At 61.5% G+C, this 17,265-nt stretch carries 22 protein-coding genes; 18 read left to right on the top strand and 4 right to left on the bottom strand.

All coding sequences use genetic code 11. The features are described from left to right. From LQ232_RS22875 to LQ232_RS22940, 14 genes are all read left to right on the top strand, one after another. Positions 1 to 509 (top strand): EF-Tu/IF-2/RF-3 family GTPase (locus LQ232_RS22875; protein WP_230182715.1); only part of this gene is annotated, 509 nt, incomplete at its 5' end. A 66-nt stretch (positions 510 to 575) separates the two neighbouring features. After that, on the top strand, positions 576 to 887 hold the full coding sequence (gene rpsJ, locus LQ232_RS22880; protein ID WP_035037922.1) for a 30S ribosomal protein S10: 312 nt from the start codon (positions 576 to 578) through the stop codon (positions 885 to 887). A gap of 110 nt (positions 888 to 997) precedes the next feature. Beyond that, positions 998 to 2,962, top strand: a complete 1,965-nt coding sequence (locus LQ232_RS22885; protein WP_230182716.1) for a right-handed parallel beta-helix repeat-containing protein — start codon at positions 998 to 1,000, stop codon at positions 2,960 to 2,962. 179 nt (positions 2,963 to 3,141) lie between these two features. Further along, a complete protein-coding gene (gene rplC, locus LQ232_RS22890; RefSeq protein WP_230182717.1) occupies positions 3,142 to 3,816 on the top strand; it encodes a 50S ribosomal protein L3 in 675 nt (224 codons plus the stop codon). After that, positions 3,816 to 4,436 carry a 50S ribosomal protein L4 gene (gene rplD / locus LQ232_RS22895; protein ID WP_230182718.1) on the top strand — a complete coding sequence of 207 codons (621 nt, stop codon included), beginning with the start codon at positions 3,816 to 3,818 and terminating at the stop codon, positions 4,434 to 4,436. Before rplC ends, rplD begins: the two co-directional genes overlap by 1 nt. Next, positions 4,433 to 4,747 carry a 50S ribosomal protein L23 gene (rplW, locus tag LQ232_RS22900; protein ID WP_230182719.1) on the top strand — a complete coding sequence of 105 codons (315 nt, stop codon included), beginning with the start codon at positions 4,433 to 4,435 and terminating at the stop codon, positions 4,745 to 4,747. Before rplD ends, rplW begins: the two co-directional genes overlap by 4 nt. A 2-nt stretch (positions 4,748 to 4,749) precedes the next feature. Beyond that, the gene (gene rplB, locus LQ232_RS22905) at positions 4,750 to 5,574 is read left to right on the top strand and encodes a 50S ribosomal protein L2 (protein WP_230182720.1); all 825 of its coding nucleotides are present in this window, start codon (positions 4,750 to 4,752) and stop codon (positions 5,572 to 5,574) included. 13 nt (positions 5,575 to 5,587) lie between these two features. Next, positions 5,588 to 5,863: a 30S ribosomal protein S19 gene (gene rpsS, locus LQ232_RS22910; protein ID WP_230182721.1), complete on the top strand. Its 276-nt coding sequence runs from the start codon at positions 5,588 to 5,590 to the stop codon at positions 5,861 to 5,863. 11 nt (positions 5,864 to 5,874) lie between these two features. After that, positions 5,875 to 6,204 (top strand): 50S ribosomal protein L22, encoded by a 330-nt coding sequence (gene rplV, locus LQ232_RS22915; RefSeq protein WP_230182722.1) that lies wholly within the window; start codon positions 5,875 to 5,877, stop codon positions 6,202 to 6,204. 10 nt (positions 6,205 to 6,214) lie between these two features. After that, positions 6,215 to 7,093 (top strand): 30S ribosomal protein S3, encoded by an 879-nt coding sequence (gene rpsC / locus LQ232_RS22920; protein ID WP_230182723.1) that lies wholly within the window; start codon positions 6,215 to 6,217, stop codon positions 7,091 to 7,093. Positions 7,094 to 7,095: 2 nt separating this feature from the next. Then, positions 7,096 to 7,512, top strand: coding sequence for a 50S ribosomal protein L16 (gene rplP / locus LQ232_RS22925; RefSeq protein ID WP_230182724.1), 417 nt, complete (start codon positions 7,096 to 7,098; stop codon positions 7,510 to 7,512). A 24-nt stretch (positions 7,513 to 7,536) separates the two neighbouring features. After that, the gene (rpmC, locus tag LQ232_RS22930; RefSeq protein ID WP_230182725.1) at positions 7,537 to 7,740 is read left to right on the top strand and encodes a 50S ribosomal protein L29; all 204 of its coding nucleotides are present in this window, start codon (positions 7,537 to 7,539) and stop codon (positions 7,738 to 7,740) included. Continuing rightward, entirely contained in the window at positions 7,737 to 8,018 is a 282-nt protein-coding gene (gene rpsQ / locus LQ232_RS22935; RefSeq protein WP_230182726.1) for a 30S ribosomal protein S17, read from the top strand. Before rpmC ends, rpsQ begins: the two co-directional genes overlap by 4 nt. 149 nt (positions 8,019 to 8,167) lie before the next feature. After that, positions 8,168 to 8,683, top strand: coding sequence for a peroxiredoxin (locus LQ232_RS22940; protein WP_230182727.1), 516 nt, complete (start codon positions 8,168 to 8,170; stop codon positions 8,681 to 8,683). Positions 8,684 to 8,719: 36 nt separating this feature from the next. On the opposite strand, the gene LQ232_RS22945 is transcribed toward LQ232_RS22940, so the two are convergent. Next, complete coding sequence (locus LQ232_RS22945; protein ID WP_230182728.1) at positions 8,720 to 9,223, bottom strand: DUF962 domain-containing protein; 504 nt, start codon at positions 9,221 to 9,223, stop codon at positions 8,720 to 8,722. A gap of 279 nt (positions 9,224 to 9,502) precedes the next feature. Here LQ232_RS22945 and LQ232_RS22950 point away from each other — a divergent pair, with 279 nt between their 5' ends. The 3 genes from LQ232_RS22950 (at position 9,503) to LQ232_RS22960 (ending at position 13,229) form a co-directional block, all read left to right on the top strand. Beyond that, positions 9,503 to 10,621: a 3-deoxy-7-phosphoheptulonate synthase gene (locus tag LQ232_RS22950; protein WP_230182729.1), complete on the top strand. Its 1,119-nt coding sequence runs from the start codon at positions 9,503 to 9,505 to the stop codon at positions 10,619 to 10,621. A 128-nt stretch (positions 10,622 to 10,749) separates the two neighbouring features. Further along, complete coding sequence (locus LQ232_RS22955) at positions 10,750 to 11,397, top strand: response regulator transcription factor (protein ID WP_230182730.1); 648 nt, start codon at positions 10,750 to 10,752, stop codon at positions 11,395 to 11,397. Beyond that, complete coding sequence (locus tag LQ232_RS22960; RefSeq protein ID WP_230182731.1) at positions 11,394 to 13,229, top strand: hybrid sensor histidine kinase/response regulator; 1,836 nt, start codon at positions 11,394 to 11,396, stop codon at positions 13,227 to 13,229. Before LQ232_RS22955 ends, LQ232_RS22960 begins: the two co-directional genes overlap by 4 nt. Here the strand turns inward: LQ232_RS22960 and LQ232_RS22965 are convergent. Together LQ232_RS22965 and corA are read right to left on the bottom strand one after the other, a co-directional pair. Beyond that, entirely contained in the window at positions 13,205 to 14,362 is a 1,158-nt protein-coding gene (locus LQ232_RS22965) for an MFS transporter (protein WP_230182732.1), read from the bottom strand. The genes LQ232_RS22960 and LQ232_RS22965 overlap by 25 nt on opposite strands. After that, positions 14,359 to 15,324, bottom strand: a complete 966-nt coding sequence (corA, locus tag LQ232_RS22970; protein ID WP_230182733.1) for a magnesium/cobalt transporter CorA — start codon at positions 15,322 to 15,324, stop codon at positions 14,359 to 14,361. Before corA ends, LQ232_RS22965 begins: the two co-directional genes overlap by 4 nt. Before the next feature lie 214 nt (positions 15,325 to 15,538). On the opposite strand from corA, the gene LQ232_RS22975 reads away from it, so the two are divergent. Further along, positions 15,539 to 16,477 (top strand): LysR family transcriptional regulator, encoded by a 939-nt coding sequence (locus LQ232_RS22975; RefSeq protein WP_230182734.1) that lies wholly within the window; start codon positions 15,539 to 15,541, stop codon positions 16,475 to 16,477. Positions 16,478 to 16,491: 14 nt separating this feature from the next. Here LQ232_RS22975 and LQ232_RS22980 read toward each other — a convergent pair whose 3' ends face one another. Continuing rightward, positions 16,492 to 17,247, bottom strand: coding sequence for a hypothetical protein (locus LQ232_RS22980; protein ID WP_230182735.1), 756 nt, complete (start codon positions 17,245 to 17,247; stop codon positions 16,492 to 16,494). Positions 17,248 to 17,265: the final 18 nt, after the last annotated feature.

Genomic DNA, 17,265 nt, shown 5'->3' on the forward strand with positions numbered 1-17,265 from the left:
CCGTGGTGACCGGCCGTATTGAACGCGGCGTGGTCAAGGTCGGCGAAGAAATCGAAATCGTCGGCATCGCTGACACGCAAAAGACCACCTGCACGGGCGTGGAAATGTTCCGCAAGCTGCTGGACCAAGGTCAAGCAGGCGACAACGTCGGCATCCTGCTGCGCGGCACCAAGCGCGAAGACGTGCAGCGCGGCCAAGTGCTGTGCAAGCCCGGCTCTATCAAGCCGCACACGCACTTCACCGGCGAAATCTACGTGCTGAGCAAAGATGAAGGTGGCCGTCACACGCCGTTCTTCAACAACTACCGCCCTCAGTTCTACTTCCGCACGACCGACGTGACCGGCTCCATCGAGCTGCCCGCCGACAAGGAAATGGTCATGCCTGGCGACAACGTGTCGATCACCGTCAAGCTGATCAACCCGATCGCCATGGAAGAAGGTCTGCGTTTCGCCATCCGTGAAGGCGGCCGCACCGTCGGCGCCGGCGTGGTTGCCAAGATCCTCGCGTAATTCATGACGTGTGCCCGTCCGGCCTGCGGGTTGGGTGGGCGTCATCTCTCTGTTTAAGGAGCCGTCATGGCACAACAAAAGATCCGCATCCGCCTGAAGGCGTTTGACTACAAGCTGATTGACCAGTCATCGGCTGAAATCGTTGAAACCGCCAAGCGCACTGGCGCGATCGTCAAGGGCCCCGTGCCCCTGCCGACCCGTCTGCAACGCTTCGACATCCTGCGTTCGCCACACGTCAACAAGACGTCGCGCGACCAGTTCGAAATCCGCACCCACCAGCGTCTGATGGACATCGTGGACCCAACCGACAAAACGGTTGACGCCCTGATGAAGCTCGACCTGCCGGCTGGCGTGGACGTCGAAATCAAGCTGCAATAAGCGGTTTTGGTGTTTGGTAAAAAGGGCTGCACTTGTGCAGCCTTTTTTCATTTTGAAAATCAAAGCATGAATCGCCGCACTCCTCTTCTGTGGTGCCCATGGCTTGCTGTATGCTATTGCCCAACCTTCTTCGATGGGTGGATCATCCGTTTCAATGGCTGGTGATCGAAAAGAACATTGCACAATATTCAGGGATCCCTATGAAATTAAGCACATCAAGCCTTACTGTTGGCATTTGGGCCGTGGCTGCCCTTTTTTCGGCTACCGCTTATGCGGCCACACCGCCGACTTACCCTCTGGTTAATTGTTCTTCCAGCGCGGTCCTTTTGGCGCCACTGGGCACGTCCGCTGATGCCGCAAATATTCAAACCAGGATTGATGCCGGTGGCATCGTCTATCTGGGTAGTGGTGTTTTCACGTTGAATGCAACGCTGCAACTCAAATCCAATGTGACCTTGTGTGGCAGCCAGGGTACGGTATTGCGATGGACGCCTCCGGGTGCGCCTGGCCACATCGTCGAAGGGCCGATGGTTGGTTTGACCAATGCCAGCATCTACAACATCACGTTTGATCACGGCGCGGTGGTGTTGCCGTCGGGCACGACTGTGAACATCAAATCCAACGTGTTCAAGAACATGTTGTCAAGCGGCGTTGCCCGCGGAACTTTCGGGGACTACGGTTGGGTGGGGTTGCAGTTGGTGGATGTCACCGGCGGCACCGTGTCGCAGAATATTTTCCAGAATATCAACAGCAATGCCATCGCGGCATGGCGCCTTGTGGGCACCACCATTGCCAATAACTGGATCAATAACGTGTATCAGGGTATGAGCCTGGTGGACTCTAAAACCACGGTGGTTGATGGTAATGTGGGTTATGCCATTGAGCGCATGGGCATCGAAATGATTGCTTCCGGCGCCGCCGTGGCTTATTCAGGCAATGAAATCAAAAACAACCAGCTGTACGATTTCGTTCCTTACGATGGAAATTGCGCGCCGGATGGTGCCCATAACCGGTGCATTGAGGGTATTTCCATGGTCGCCGGTACGAGTGCCAGGCTTACTAAAAATATCGTGGTGTGTGGTGCCGGCTGTGCAGCGTCCACCCGTGGCTATGGCTTGGAAGTGTCCGGCCTGGGCACCACCGAGGTGAGTGGCAATACCGTGCGAGGATTCCGCGAAGGCACGGTGGTTGCAGTGGGTCAGACCATGAAAATCAAGAACAACAGCTATTACGACGTTACCCGGGGTATTTCTCGATCCAGTGTGACTGATTTGGCGGGCATCGCCTACACTTCGAATAACCTGAATATCGAGTTGAATCAGATCGAAAATGCCATTGAAAAGGGCATTGATGGTGACTGGACCAAGGTTACCCAGACCACCATCAAGGACAATCTGATCACCCGCAAAGCAGACGCGGCCAAGGATGCTGGGGCCGCCTACATCGCAGTTCATCTGACGCCAGTGGCGCCTGGCGCTCCCGCACTGTCTGTGACCGGCAACAAGATCATTTTCGAAGGCCCCTTGGTGCCAACCTTCGTCGCCAATGGCTTTTTCATCAACGGCAATGGCGTGGCGGGCAGCATGGCGGGCTTGACGCTGGATGGCAACTGGGTGGCGGCTGTGGATTCGGCTGCCTATGGCTACGGTGTGAATTCGTATCCCAATGGCAGCAGTCTGAATGTCAATCTCTACAATAACTGCTTCCAGAATCTGACGCAGCTGAGCTTGGGTGACACCAGCTACTTGGTTTCCAACAACTTGGCTGTTCTGCTGGCGGGAGGTTCTCTGGCGACCACCGTGACAGTGCCGGGTGGATTGCCTGCCGTGACGGCGAGCGCTTCGCCCAGCACCTTGAGCACGAATCCGACGACTTATGTCTGGTTCACGTCCAGCCTGTCCGGGCAAGGTGTGGCGCCCGTGACTGCTTGGTACCTGGGGGATGGCGGCACGGTCAGCGGATTGACCGGTGGTGGCTACACTTACCGTCCAGGCACCAGCATGCTGGCCCGTGTCGTGTCCAAGCATTCATCTGGCGCGCTGCTGACCACCAAGGTCGCCATCACCTCGCCTTGATGCCTACAAGGCAAGCCCTTGTGGTGTAGACATTCGTATGATAAACTCGAAATCTTTGCCGCCTATGGGTGGTGAATTTGACGTGGCGGCTCGTTACTGAGCTGCCTCATCCCAAGTCAGCCCGGCCAATCGATGTCGGGCTTGTGTAAAAGGCCCCTATGTGGGGCTGGAGAAAAACCATGAGTCTTAGCAATCGCCTCGGATTGCTGGGCCGCAAGGTGGGCATGATGCGCATCTACACAGACGACGGCGATGCCGTGCCTGTGACAGTGCTCGACGTGTCCAACAACCGCGTGACCCAGATCAAAACCGTTGAGACTGACGGCTACACCGCCTTGCAACTGGCATTCGGTTCGCGCAAAGCATCGCGCGTGACCAAGCCTGAAGCTGGCCACCTCGCCAAGGCGGGTGTGGAAGGTGTGGAAGTCATCAAAGAGTTCCCCGTCACCCCGGAAGTCGCCGCCGAATACAAGGCTGGCGCAGCCATCGCCGTGTCCGCCCTGTTCCAGGTCGGCCAGAAAATCGACGTGCAAGGCACCTCGATCGGTAAGGGCTTCACCGGCACCATCAAGCGTCACCACTTCGGTTCGCAGCGCGCGTCGCACGGTAACAGCCGTTCGCACAACGTGCCTGGCTCGATCTCGATGGCGCAAGATCCTGGCCGCGTGTTCCCAGGCAAGAAGATGTCGGGCCACCTCGGCGACGACACCGTGACCACGCAAAACCTCGACATCGTGCGCGTTGACGAAGCCCGTCAACTGCTGCTGGTCCGAGGCGCCGTGCCGGGCTCGAAGGGTGGCTTTGTCACCGTTCGCCCTGCCGTCAAGGTCAAGGTCAAGAAAGGAGCCAACTGATGCAGCTCGAGCTCCTGAACGAACAAGGTCAGGCCACGTCCAAGGTGGACGCTCCTGACACCGTGTTCGGCCGCGAATACAACGAAGCCCTGGTGCACCAGGTGGTCGTGGCTTATCAAGCCAACGCCCGCCAAGGCACCCGCGCCCAGAAGGACCGCGCCGTCGTCAAGCACACCACGAAGAAGCCCTGGCGCCAAAAAGGCACCGGTCGCGCTCGTGCTGGTATGTCCTCCTCGCCCCTGTGGCGTGGCGGTGGTCGGATTTTCCCGAACAGCCCTGACGAAAACTTCAGCCACAAGGTCAACAAGAAGATGTACCGCGCCGGCATGGCCGCGATCTTCTCGCAGTTGGCCCGCGAAGGCCGCCTGTCCGTGGTGGACTCGATCTCGATCGATGCCCCCAAGACCAAGCTGCTGGCTGCCAAGCTGAAGGCCCTGAACCTCGACCACGTGCTGGTGATTGCCGACGAAATCGACGAGAACTTGTTCCTCGCCGCGCGCAATCTGCCCAACGTGCTGGTGGTCGAGCCGCGTTACGCCGATCCCCTGTCACTGGTGCACTACAAAAAGGTGCTCGTGACCAAGGGCGCGATCGACAAGCTCAAGGAGATGTTCGCATGAGCATTCTCAAATTCGATGAAAGCCGCCTGCTGAAGGTTCTGGTTGCACCGATCGTGTCTGAAAAGGCCACGGCTGCTGCTGAAGAACGCGGCCAGGTGCTGTTCAAAGTCGTGCGCGATGCGACCAAGCCCGAGATCAAAGCCGCTGTTGAGCTGCTGTTCAAGGTCGAAGTCAAGTCGGTGCAAGTGCTCAACCAGAAGGGCAAGACCAAGCGCTTCGGTGGCCGTGTCGGTCGCCGTGACCATGTCAAGAAGGCCTATGTGGCCCTCAAAGACGGTCAAGAGCTGAACTTCTCCGGGGAGGCTGCGTAATCATGGCCGTCGTTAAAGTCAAACCAACTTCGCCCGGTCGCCGTGGCGTGGTCAAGGTGGTTCACAAGCATCTGCACAAGGGCAAGCCCCATGCGCCTTTGCTGGAACCACAAATCCAGAATGCTGGCCGCAATAACAACGGTCACATCACCATCCGCCATCGTGGCGGTGGTCACAAGCAACACTACCGCGTGGTTGATTTCGTCCGCAACAAGGATGGCATCCCCGCGAAGGTCGAGACCATTGAGTACGATCCCAACCGCACGGCTCACATCGCACTGGTGTGCTATGCCGACGGCGAACGTCGTTACATCATTGCTCCCCGCGGTCTGGTCGCTGGCGCTACCGTGATGAGCGGCTCCGAAGCCCCCATCAAGGCTGGCAACACGCTGCCCATCCGCAACATCCCCGTGGGTTCCACCATCCACTGCATCGAGATGATGCCTGGCAAGGGTGCGCAAATCGCGCGTTCCGCTGGCACCTCCGCTGTGCTGATGGCCCGCGAAGGCACCTACGCTCAGGTCCGCCTGCGCTCGGGTGAAGTTCGCCGGATCCACGTCGAATGCCGCGCCACCTTGGGTGAAGTGAGCAACGAAGAGCACAGCCTGCGCCAATACGGCAAGGCCGGTGCCATCCGCTGGAAGGGCATCCGCCCAACGGTCCGTGGCGTTGCCATGAACCCGGTGGATCACCCGCACGGTGGTGGCGAAGGCCGCACGGGCGAAGGTCAAGTCCCGGTGTCCCCATGGAACACCATGACGAAGGGCTATCGCACCCGCAACAACAAGCGCACGCAAACGTTCATCGTTTCGCGTCGCAAGAAGTAAGAGGTAGGCTGAAATGGCTCGTTCTCTTAAAAAAGGTCCTTTCGTTGACCACCACCTGTCGGCCAAGGTCGACAAGGCTGCTGCCATCAAGGACAAGAAGCCCATCAAGACTTGGTCGCGTCGTTCTACGATCCTGCCCGAGTTCATTGGCTTGACGATTGCCGTGCACAACGGCAAGCAACACGTGCCTGTGTACGTGACCGACCAGATGGTTGGCCACAAGCTCGGCGAGTTCGCCCTGACCCGTACGTTCAAGGGTCACCCAGGCGACAAGAAAGCCAAGAAGTAAGGAGCCCGACGATGGAAACCAAAGCAATCGTTCGCGGCGTTCGGCTCTCATGCGACAAAGGTCGCCTGGTGGCTGACCTGATTCGCGGCAAGAAAGTCGATCAAGCCCTGAACATCCTGACCTTCACTCAAAAGAAGGCCGCCGGCATCATCAAGAAGGCCCTGGAGTCCGCAATCGCGAACGCCGAGCACAATGATGGCGCTGACATCGATGAACTGAAGGTCAAGACCATTTATGTGGAGCAAGGCACCACGCTGAAGCGTTTCACCGCACGGGCCAAAGGCCGCGGTAACCGCATCAGCAAGCCAACTTGCCACATCTATGTGACCGTGGGTAACTAAAAGGCAAACCATGGGACAAAAAATCCATCCAACCGGTTTCCGCCTGGCGGTGACCCGCAATTGGTCATCACGCTGGTATGCGAGCAACCGCAACTTCAGCAAAATGTTGGCTGAAGACTTGGGCGTGCGTGAGTACCTCAAGAAGAAACTGAAGAATGCCGCCGTGTCGCGCATCCTGATCGAGCGTCCCGCCAAGAGCGCACGCATCACCATTTTCTCGGCTCGTCCGGGCGTGGTGATCGGCAAGAAGGGCGAAGACATCGAGAACCTCAAGATTGAACTGGCCAAGCGCCTGGGCTGTCCTGTGGCAGTGAACATCGAAGAAGTGCGCAAGCCTGAAATCGATGCTCAGCTGATCTCGGATTCGATCACGCAACAGCTGGAAAAGCGGATCATGTTCCGCCGCGCCATGAAGCGTGCCATGCAAAACGCCATGCGTCTGGGTGCCCTGGGCATCAAGATCATGTCGGCAGGTCGTCTGAACGGCATCGAAATCGCACGTACCGAGTGGTACCGCGAAGGTCGTGTGCCACTTCACACCCTGCGTGCTGACATTGACTACGGCTTCTCTGAAGCACAGACCACCTACGGTGTGATCGGTGTGAAGGTGTGGGTCTACAAGGGTGACCGTCTGCCGAATGGCGACGCACCGGTGGTCAAGGGCGAGGATCGTGAAGACGACCGCCGCAACCGCCGTCCCCGCAGTGACCGCCCCAACGACCGCCGCCCCCCTTCACGTGGTGCAACACGTGGTGCCCCTCGCGCTGATGGCGCACCGGGTGCTGCCGCTGCCCCCGAAGGTGGTGACAAGCCCGCTGATGCTGGTGCTGCCAAGCGCGTCCGCAAGGTCGCTGCTCCGGCTGCTCCTGCTGAAGCGAAAGGAGAATAAACATGTTGCAACCTAATCGTCGCAAGTTCCGCAAGGAACACAAGGGTCGCAACACGGGTGTTGCCACCCGTGGCGCCACCGTTGCGTTCGGCGAATTCGGTCTGAAGGCCACTGAACGTGGTCGCCTGACGGCCCGTCAGATCGAAGCTGCACGTCGTGCCATTTCGCGTCACGTCAAGCGTGGCGGCCGCATCTGGATCCGCATCTTCCCGGACAAGCCAATCTCCCAGAAGCCCGCAGAAGTGCGGATGGGTAATGGTAAGGGTAGCGTTGAGTACTACGTCGCTGAAATTCAGCCCGGCAAGGTGCTCTACGAAATCCACGGGGTTCCCGAGGAACTGGCCCGCGAAGCCTTCCAGCTCGCGTCCGCCAAACTGCCTCTGCGCACGACATTCGTCACGCGCATGATCGGCTCTTAATTGGTCGCAAAGGAAAAGAAGCATATGAACGCCTCTGAACTGCGCGCCAAAGATGTGGCCGCACTCGAAACCGAAGTCAAAGAACTGCTGAAAGCGCACTTCAACATGCGCATGCAAAAAGCAACGCAGCAGCTCAATGACCACTCTGCTCTGAAGAAGACCCGTCGCGACATTGCTCGTGTCAAGACGATTCTGACCCAGAAGAAGAAAGAAGGAGCAGCCAAATGACGGAAGCTCAAGCAACGACGCAAGTCAAGAACACGCGCACCCTGGTGGGTCGCGTGGTCAGCGATGCGCGCGCCAAGACCGTGACCGTGCTCGTCGAGCGCCGTGCCAAGCACGAGCTCTACGGCAAGATCGTGGCCCACTCGCGCAAGTACCACGCCCACGATGAGAACAATGAGTTCCACATCGGTGACGTGGTCGAGATCAGCGAAACGCGTCCCGTTTCCAAGACCAAGGCCTGGGCTGTGACCCGCTTGGTGGAAAAGGCCCGCGCGGTCTGATCGCTTGATCCATCGCTGGCGCAAGCCAGGCATGGCAGCAGCAGGGTAACCTGCGGTTGCCGGCATGAGAACCGGATGCGCAGTTTTATACTGGCCGTCCGGTTTTTTCGTTTCTGTGCTCTTTCTCTTTCACCCTTTGAGGTTCCCCCATGATCAAAATTGGCGACACCCTGCCCAACGGTTCCTTGTCCGAGTTCTTCGACGTGGAGGGCGAGGGTTGCAGTCTGGGTCCCAACACTTTTGACATCGCCAAAAGCACGGCCGGCAAGACCATTGCCATCTTCGGCCTGCCTGGCGCTTTCACGCCCACCTGCTCGGCCAAGCACGCACCCGGCTACATCGACCAGATCGACGCTTTCAAGGCGGCTGGCGTGGACGAGATCTGGTGCGTCTCGGTGAACGACCCCTTCGTGATGGGCGCCTGGGGCCGTGAGCTGAAGGCAGCGGGCAAGGTGCGCATGATGGCCGACGGCAGCGCGCAATTCGCCAAGGCCACGGGTTTGACGCTGGACCTGACGGACAAGGGTTTGGGTTTGCGCTCGCAGCGCTATTCGCTGCTGGCCGTGAACGGTGTCGTCAAGGCCTTGAACGTGGAAGAGGGCGGCGGCTTCAAGGTCAGCGATGCCGACACCTTGCTGGCACAAGCCAAGGCGCTGAAGGCCTGATCGACCGACCCGCTGGCCGGTCTGGTTCCGTGAGGTTCAGCGGATCGAGCCAGCTTTCTGCTCGATGGCCGCTTCGACGTCCTTGCGCAGGCCCAGCAGGAAGGCCACTTCGGCCAGGACAAACAAGGGCCCGATGATCAGGCCGATGATGTCGTCGACAAACGCGGGTTTGCGGCCCTCGAAGTAGTGGCCCAGGAACTGGATGCCCCAGCCTACCAGGAACAGGCCAAGCCCCCAGGCCAGCCAGGCACCCGTGTCCAGTGGCGCAGTTTGGAGTGCAACGTCCAGGCCCAGCGCGAACACGGCCGCCATGACCGCGCCCATGCGCAGGTCCAGCTTGAGGTAATAGAGCGCCAGCACGGCGGCGATGACCATGCCCGGGTTGACGGGCACGCCCGCCACGGTGGTCAGCGTGGGCCGGGCCAGCAATATCATCAGCGACAGCACGATCATGGGAATGCCGACCACGTGCGTGAGGATGTTCCGGTGGTCCCGGTGGTAGCTGGCGTATTGGGCCAGGAGGTCGGTGAGCTTGTTCATGGCGGTGGTCCTTTGCGTGAATCCTAGTGCAATGACGGTGGGGTGGACTGTCAGCAGGGCGACGGATTTCCCCACGAGGCGTTCAGGCGTGCTACATTGCTGAGCATGAACACGGCACGCTTCTATTTTTGGCACTTTTACTTCTCGCCCGCAACCGGCGCAGGAGTGGAGAGCGCGTAAGCAGCCACCACCACATTCCTGAAAACCGCCGGATCACCCTCCGGCGGTTTTTTTTCGACGTTTTCATTTCAACCCGCACCACGCCTCAGGACGCTTTTCATGAACGCCAATTCCAGCGCCTCATCCGGCTGGGTTCCGCCCGCCGACAAGACTTCGCAAACCGATGACGAACGCATCCTCAACGTGACGCCGCTGCCGCCACCGGAGCACTTGATCCGCTTCTTCCCGATCCGGGGGACGCCGATCGAAACGCTGGTGTCGGGCACGCGTCAAAAGATCCGCGAGATCATGCAGGGCCGGGACGATCGCCTCTTGGTGGTCATCGGCCCTTGTTCGATCCACGATCCGGCCGCGGCTCTGGAGTACGCGCGCAAGTTGCTGGTTGAGCGTGAGCGCTATGCCGACACGCTGGAAATTGTCATGCGGGTGTATTTTGAAAAGCCCCGCACGACGGTGGGTTGGAAGGGCTTGATCAACGACCCATACCTGGACGAGAGCTACCGCATCGACGAAGGCCTGCGCATGGCGCGCCACCTGCTGCTGGAGATCAACCGCCTGGGCGTGCCGGCGGGCAGCGAGTTCCTGGACGTGGTTTCGCCCCAATACATCGGCGATCTGATCAGCTGGGGCGCCATTGGTGCACGCACGACCGAGAGCCAGGTGCACCGCGAACTGGCCTCGGGCTTGAGCGCGCCGATTGGCTTCAAGAACGGCACCGATGGCAACATCAAGATTGCCACCGATGCGATCCAGGCGGCCGCAGGTGCGCACCATTTCTTGTCGGTTCACAAGAACGGGCAGGTGGCCATTGTGGAAACGGCGGGCAACCCCGATTGCCACGTGATCCTGCGCGGCGGCAAGGCGCCCAACTACGACGCGGCCAATGTGGACGCGGCATGCAAGGACCTGGCCGCGGCCAAACTGCCGACCACCTTGATGGTGGACTGCTCGCACGCCAACAGCTCCAAGCAGCACGAGAAGCAGATCGACGTGGCCAAGGACATTGGCCAGCAGGTTGGCTCGGGCTCGCGGCGCATCTTCGGCGTGATGGTGGAAAGCCACTTGAACGCAGGCAACCAGAAGTTCACGCCCGGCAAGGACCAGCCCGCCAATCTGGAATATGGCAAGAGCATCACCGATGCCTGCATTGGCTGGGAAGATTCCACCAATGTGCTGGAGATCCTGTCGAGCGCCGTGAAGGCCCGACGCGCGCGTTGAGCGCGGTGGCCCCGGGAGTCGTGTACACCCTTAAGGGGGGAGTCACCGGCTTGCGGGGTATCTTGGTAGCGTCTTGAAGCGAGGCCGGGGGATACTGCGGTTTGTTGCAGTCCAATCCCGCTTTGCCCATGCTTTCGACGCCCAATCCCCGCATCTTGCTGGTGGATGACCACGCCTTGTTCAGAACGGGCTTGGGCATGATCCTGCGCGAGGCATTCTCGGGATCGACATTGCTGGAGGCGCCCAGTTTGGCCGAGGCCATGAAGGTGGAGGCGGCCCCCTTGCTGGACCTGATCTTGTTGGACGTGCATTTGCCGGACGCGAATGGCTTGTCCCTGATCAAGGTGCTGCAGGAGCGGTTTGGCCCGGTGCCGGTGCTGATGGTCTCGGGCAGCGATGACGCGTCTCAGATTGCGCAGGCGAAAGACGCGGGGGCCGTGGGTTACCTGTCCAAGTCGGCCAGCGGCGCGCAGATGGTGAGCACCTTGCGCGAGTGTTTGTCGGGCGGCCAGGCGTTTCCCTCCGCGGACTACGCCCCGGCGTCTGCCGCCACGGTGTTGGTGGCCCAACAGAATCCCGTCAAACCCAATGAACGGCAGTTGTCCATCCTTCGGCTGTTGGGCCAAGGCGCACCCAACAAGGCCATCGCGCGCCAGGTGGGCTTGAGTGAAAACGACGTGCGGGCCGAGGTGTCCTGGCTCACCGAGATGCTGGACGCCACCAGCCGCCAGCAGGCCTACGATGTGGCCGTGCAGCGAGGGTGGTTGGCGCCATGAGTTCATGGGCGAGCCTGCTGTCGCAGGCTTGGCGCTTTGACCGCAGCCGTGGGCTCACCGCCGAGATGGAGTTGCTGGACCGCAACCTCCCCGCAGCCTTCGTGACCTACACCTTGGTGGCCGTCATGGCCACCTGGGCTTACTGGTCCACCATCGGCGATGCCAGCGTGCTGTGGTGGGGCCTGGCGTCCACCTTGCTGGGCATCGCGTGCTTCTTGGGCCGCAAGGTGCTGCCCAGCCCTGGCGATCCTGCCAAGGTGCTGGTCTATGCCCAGGCAGTGCGTTTCATGGCGATGCTGCTGGGCGTGACCTGGGGCCTGTTCGCGCTGCTGTTCATGAAGCCCGAGTGGCCGATCACTTTGACGCTGGTGATCACGATGCTGGCGGGCATGAGTGCTGGTGGGCTGGTGGTGTTTTCATCCAGCTGGCCGGTCTCGGTGGCCTATGGCCTGCCTTGCCTGTTGCCGTCTGCGCTGGTGCTGTTGCCCGCCCGCGATCCGGTCAGCCAGAGCATGGGGCTGGCGTCCTTGGCCTACCTGCTGGTGATGGGCGTGTTCTCCTTTCATGCTGTTCAGGTAACGCGGCGGTCTATCCACCTGCGCTTTGAGAACGCGGACCTGGTTGAGCGCCTGCGGGAGCAAACCCACCGGGCATTCGAAGCCCGCCAGATGGCGGAAGAGGCCTTGCAAGACGCTGAAGAGGCCAACCGGGCCAAGTCGGTGTTCCTGGCGTCGGCCAGTCACGACCTGCGCCAACCCTTGCACGCTTTGGGCTTGTTCCTGACCGCCTTGGGTCACACCGACCTGGATGAGCGCCAACGCCAGATGTGGGGCCATGTCGAGGCCTCGTCGGCTGCGGCCAGCGAGATGCTCAACACCTTGCTGGATTTTTCGAAGGTGGACGCGGGGGTCATCACGCCGCAGCCGCAGGCGTTTCCAGTCCAGTCCTTGCTGCACAAACTGGAGCGCCATTTCGCGCCACAGGCCAATGACAAGGGCTTGGTGTTCCGGGTGCGCGACACCGACTTGGTGGTGTGGGCCGATCCGCGCCTGGTGGAGCAAGTGCTGCGCAACCTGCTGACCAACGCCATCCGCTACACCGAGCGGGGTGGCGTTTTGCTGGGTTGCCGCCGCCGTGGTGACCAGGCCGTGCTGGAGGTGTGGGACACGGGCATCGGCATCGAGCCATCACAGCACCAGGCGATCTTCCAGGAGTTCCACCAACTGGGCAACCCGGAACGGGACCGCACCAAAGGCCTGGGCCTGGGTTTGGCCATCGTGCAGGGCTTGGCTCAGGCCATGGGGACGACGGTGGCGCTGCTGTCCAGGCCAGGACGGGGATCGGTGTTTCGCATGACCCTGTCGTTGAGCCAGGAGGGGGTGCCCGAAGAGGCGGTGGCCCCCGCGGTGAGCGCGCCGCTGGTGGGCGTGCGGGTGCTGTTGATCGACGATGACGAGGCGGTGCGGATGGCGATGGCCGAGCTGTTGACCGCCTGGGGTTGTGCTTGCGAGCCGGCGGGCTCGGAGGCGGAGGCCGTGCGTCTGCTGGCGCGTTTCACGCCAGACGTGGTGCTGGCCGATTTCCGTTTGCGCGACCACCGCACCGGCCCCCAGGCCATCGAGGCGGTGCGAGCCCGCGTGGGCCGCGCGGTGCCGGCCATCATCGTCACGGGTGACACGGCGGCAGATCGCCTGCGCACGGCGGTGGGCAGTGGCATCACCCTGTTGCACAAGCCGGTGGGGTCCGTGGCCTTGCAACGGGCTTTGGCGCGAGCGCTGGCGTTGGCCTCAACGCCGCCTGGATCGGATCAGGTCGACGCACCCAGCGCCTGAGTTCGGCGCCATTGCATCAAAATCAGGCTGCTGGCCAGGGCGGTGAGCCACCAGCTTTGGCCCACCGCGCCAAAATGGTCGATCACCGCGCCGCTGACCAGGGGGCCCAATGCGCCGCCCGCGGTGTAGCCCGCGATCATGGCGGAGGTGCCCGCCACGGCCGAGGTGTTGGCGAAATCGTGCGCGACGCGGATCATGGTCAGGGTGTAGAGCGCACCACCCACGGCGCCCCAGGCTGCTGCGCACAACCAGATCAACTGGGGCCACTGGTGGGCTTGGCCAAAGGCCAGCGACGCCAGCACGAGGATGATGGCCGCCCCCGTGAACAGGCGATGGGTGGCCACGTGGTCGGCCAGCCAGCCCGTGGGATATTGCAGCAGGAAGCTGCCCATGCCCAAGGCCCCGGCGATGGAGGTGGCGAGCGCCAGGCTCATGCCCAGTTGCGAGCCATAGGCGGTGGTGACCGAGCCCAGCCCCACTTCGAAAACACCGCCTACCAGGGCGGCCCACACCAACAGGGGGCGGTGCCGCCAGGCGGCGGCCAGCCCCATGGTTTGCGCGCCTTCGTGGGCGGCTTTGAGCTGCGTCACGGCCGGGGCCAAGGACAGGCCCAGGCCCAGCGCCAGGCCGCCAGCGGCCACGCCATTGGCTTGGCGTGGGTCCAGGCCCAGCAGGCCGGGCAGCATGGGGCCCACGGCCATCGCACAGCCCAGCACGGTCTGGTACAGGCCGGTCAGGCGACCCCGGTGGCTGGCCGGCACGTTGTGGGCGATGAGGGCTTCGGTGGCGTTCCAGGCGGCGGCCGCGCCGATGCCGGACATCAGGGCCAGGCCGCACCACGCAGCGTAGTCGTCGGTGAACAGGTAGCCCAGGCAGGACAGCAACTCCATCGCCAGGCCGATGCGGTAAGCCCGGCCCACGCCGATGCGCGCAAAGACGCGGGGGACCACCGGCACCAGCAAGGCCACGCTGACGAAGGCGAGCATGGCAAAGCCACCAATGGCCGTGGCACTGACGCCCGCTGTTTGCAGGCGCACGGCCAGCACGGGGTTGAGCAGGCTGTAGCTGAGCACCACCATGGTGGTGCCGATCATCACCCGCCACAAACCGGGCGGCAACTTCAGACCACTCACGCGCTCAGCCATCCTCGCCGGTGGAAGTACCACATGGGCACCAGCGCGCTGGCGATCATCAGGCCCACGGTGTAGGGGTAGCTCCATTCACCCAGGAAGGCCAACTCGGGGAACTTCAGGTTCATGCCGTAGACGCTGGCCACCAACGTGGGCGGCAGCAGCGCCACCGAGGCCACCGAAAAGATCTTGATGATCTTGTTCTGGTTGATGTTGATGAAACCGACCGTGGCGTCCATCAGGAAGTTGATCTTGTCGAACAGGAAGGCCGTGTGTGAATCGAGTGAATCGATGTCGCGCAGGATCTGGCGGGCCTCTTCGAACTGCTCGGCGCTGAGCATGCGGGCGCGCATCATGAAGCTGACGGCGCGGCGCGTGTCCATCACATTGCGGCGGATGCGGCCGTTCAAGTCTTCCTGGCGGGCGATGGCGGCCAACGCTTCACCGGCGGCCTGGTCGTTGACCTCGGACTTGAGCACGCGCTTGCTCACTTTTTCGAGGCCATCGTAGATGCCCTCGAGCGTGTCGGCGGAGTACTCGGCGTCGGCGTCGTACAACTTGAGCAGCACGTCTTTCGCGTCTTCGATCAAGGCCGGAATGCGGCGGGCGCGCATGCGCAGCAGGCGGAATACCGGCAGGTCTTCGCGGTGGATCGAAAACAGCACGTTGTTGTGCAGGATGAAGGCCACGCGCACGTTGCGGGGCGCTTCGTCGTCGTCGATCAGGAAGTCGGAGCGGATGTGGATGGCGCCGTCTTCTTCGTAGAAGCGGGCGGATTCTTCCAGGTCGTCGTCGATGATGTCCTGGGGGATGACGAGGCCGAAACGGACCGCGATCCAGCCCTTTTCTTCGGGCGTGGGGTCTTCCAGGTCGACCCACACCGGTGCGACCGGGGTCAGTTCGTCCTGGCTGTCGATTTCTTCTTGGAAAAGCCGGCCGTTGGCCAGCGTGAAGACGTTGAGCATGCAATCTCCAGCGCCAGACTGCGGCGCGTGCGGATGAGGGGTGGGTATGTGGGTAGACCGCCCTCTCCGCGCTGGGAACCTGGGCGCTGAGCCTGTCAGTGCAGGGCCATGCGCCGGTCAGCTGGAGGGGCGGTCACCGAGGCGGTGTGTCCAAGGTGATGCGCTCCGAAAAGCTCCGAAATCGGTCAACCGGTATTGTCGTGTAAAAAGCGCCATGGCTCTACCTTCGTCACGGCTTGACCTCAATTTGTTCCGCGTCATGGACGCCGTTTTCGAGCACGGGGGCATCTCGGGCGCTGCGCGGCACCTGCACCTGAGCCAGCCGGCCGTGAGCCACGCCCTGGCACGCCTGCGCCGCCTGTGGGGCGACCCATTGTTTGTGCGGCAGGGCAACCACATGGTGCCCACGGAATTGACGCGGCGGGTGATCGGCGAAGTGCAAGCGCATTTGCGTGGTTTGCAGTCGGTGATGGCGCAGGCCGAAACTTTTGACCCTGCTGCGCTGAACATGACTGTGCGCCTGGGAATGCGCGATGTGCTCGAGGCGATCACCCTGCCCCCCCTGATGGCGCGCCTGGCCGAGGTGGCGCCTGGCGTGAAAGTGGCCAGCGTGCGCGTGCCCCGCGATGCTCTGGCGCAAGCGCTGACCCTCGGCGAGGTGGACCTGGTGATTGACCGGCAACGGCGGGTCGATGGCCGCATCAAGGGTGAGCGCCTGGCCGATGAAAGCCTGGCCGTGATCATGCGGCGGGATCACCCGCTGGCTGGTGGCGCCATGGCGGTGGAGGCCTACTTCGCTGCACGGCACGTGATGGTGTCGGTGCAGCCTGACCAGCCCGATCCCTTGCAGTCGGTTTGGGCGGCGCTGGGCCAGGGTGAGCGCCATGTTTTCCTGCACTGCCAGCACTATTTTTCAGCGGCCAATGTGGTGCTGCACAGCGACGCCTTGTTGACCCTGCCTCGCACGTATGCAGAGGAACTGGCGCGCAGCCTGCCGCTGGTGGTGGGCGAACTGCCTTTGCCTGTGCCGCCCATCACCATCTGGATGTATTGGCATGCCGACCGGGACGGCGACCCGGTGCACAAGTGGCTGCGAGAAAGCGTGTCGGCAGGGGCGCGGCGGGCGATGTCGGCGGCAAGTCCTAGTGCATGAACCGGGGGCGCTGCTCATTTTTCCCAGATCACTTCGGCGTTTGATGATTTGAACCACCCGTTCCACATGTCCCTGATCCGCTGGTGTTCTTCCAATCCCAGCGACGTTCTGCGGACGATACGCTTGACATAAATTTTCGTGCCGCCCAGAGAAATGGGCTCGAAAGGCATTGGTTTTGAGGGCGCTTGCTGGGTGTGATGCCTTTTATAGACACTGCTGTTGGGGCTGTTTTGCTCCATGTCGCTGTACATGTAGATGGTGGCGCGACCGTGCGAGCGGAAATCGTGCATTTTCGAAATGGCGACCAATGTTTCGATGAGCGGCGAAGTGCGGGACGGCCCTTGATGCAACACGACATCTGTTTTTTTCCTGGCCTGCTCGATGGCTTGCGCTTGGCTCTTTTTGTAGGCCTCAATGGCATTGGGTGACATGAGGTATGTGGCCGATGTATCCAGTGCTGGAAGGGCGCATGCATTGAGTTCCTCGATGGGCGTGTATGGGTCCTTTTCGTTGGGTCGAATCATCACATAACGGGTACCTTTGGGAAGTCGGGCGAGTGCCTCCGTGATTTCTGCAGCCACTCGGTTCGCATCGACCGGGTCATATGGATCGGACACATCCAAGATGATGACCAGCAGTTCACCTGAGGCGGGATCTTGGCATTGGAGGTTGTCCATCCGCACCTGCTGCGCATGCCAGTAGTACACCGGCAGGGCCAGGAATGCGATGGTGATGAGGCCGGCGGCCATGATCTTGAGATTGCTCAGCACGATGGGCTCTTTGCGTGC

The organism is Aquabacterium sp. CECT 9606 (assembly GCF_918741295.1).
GTDB lineage: Bacteria > Pseudomonadota > Gammaproteobacteria > Burkholderiales > Burkholderiaceae_C > Aquabacterium.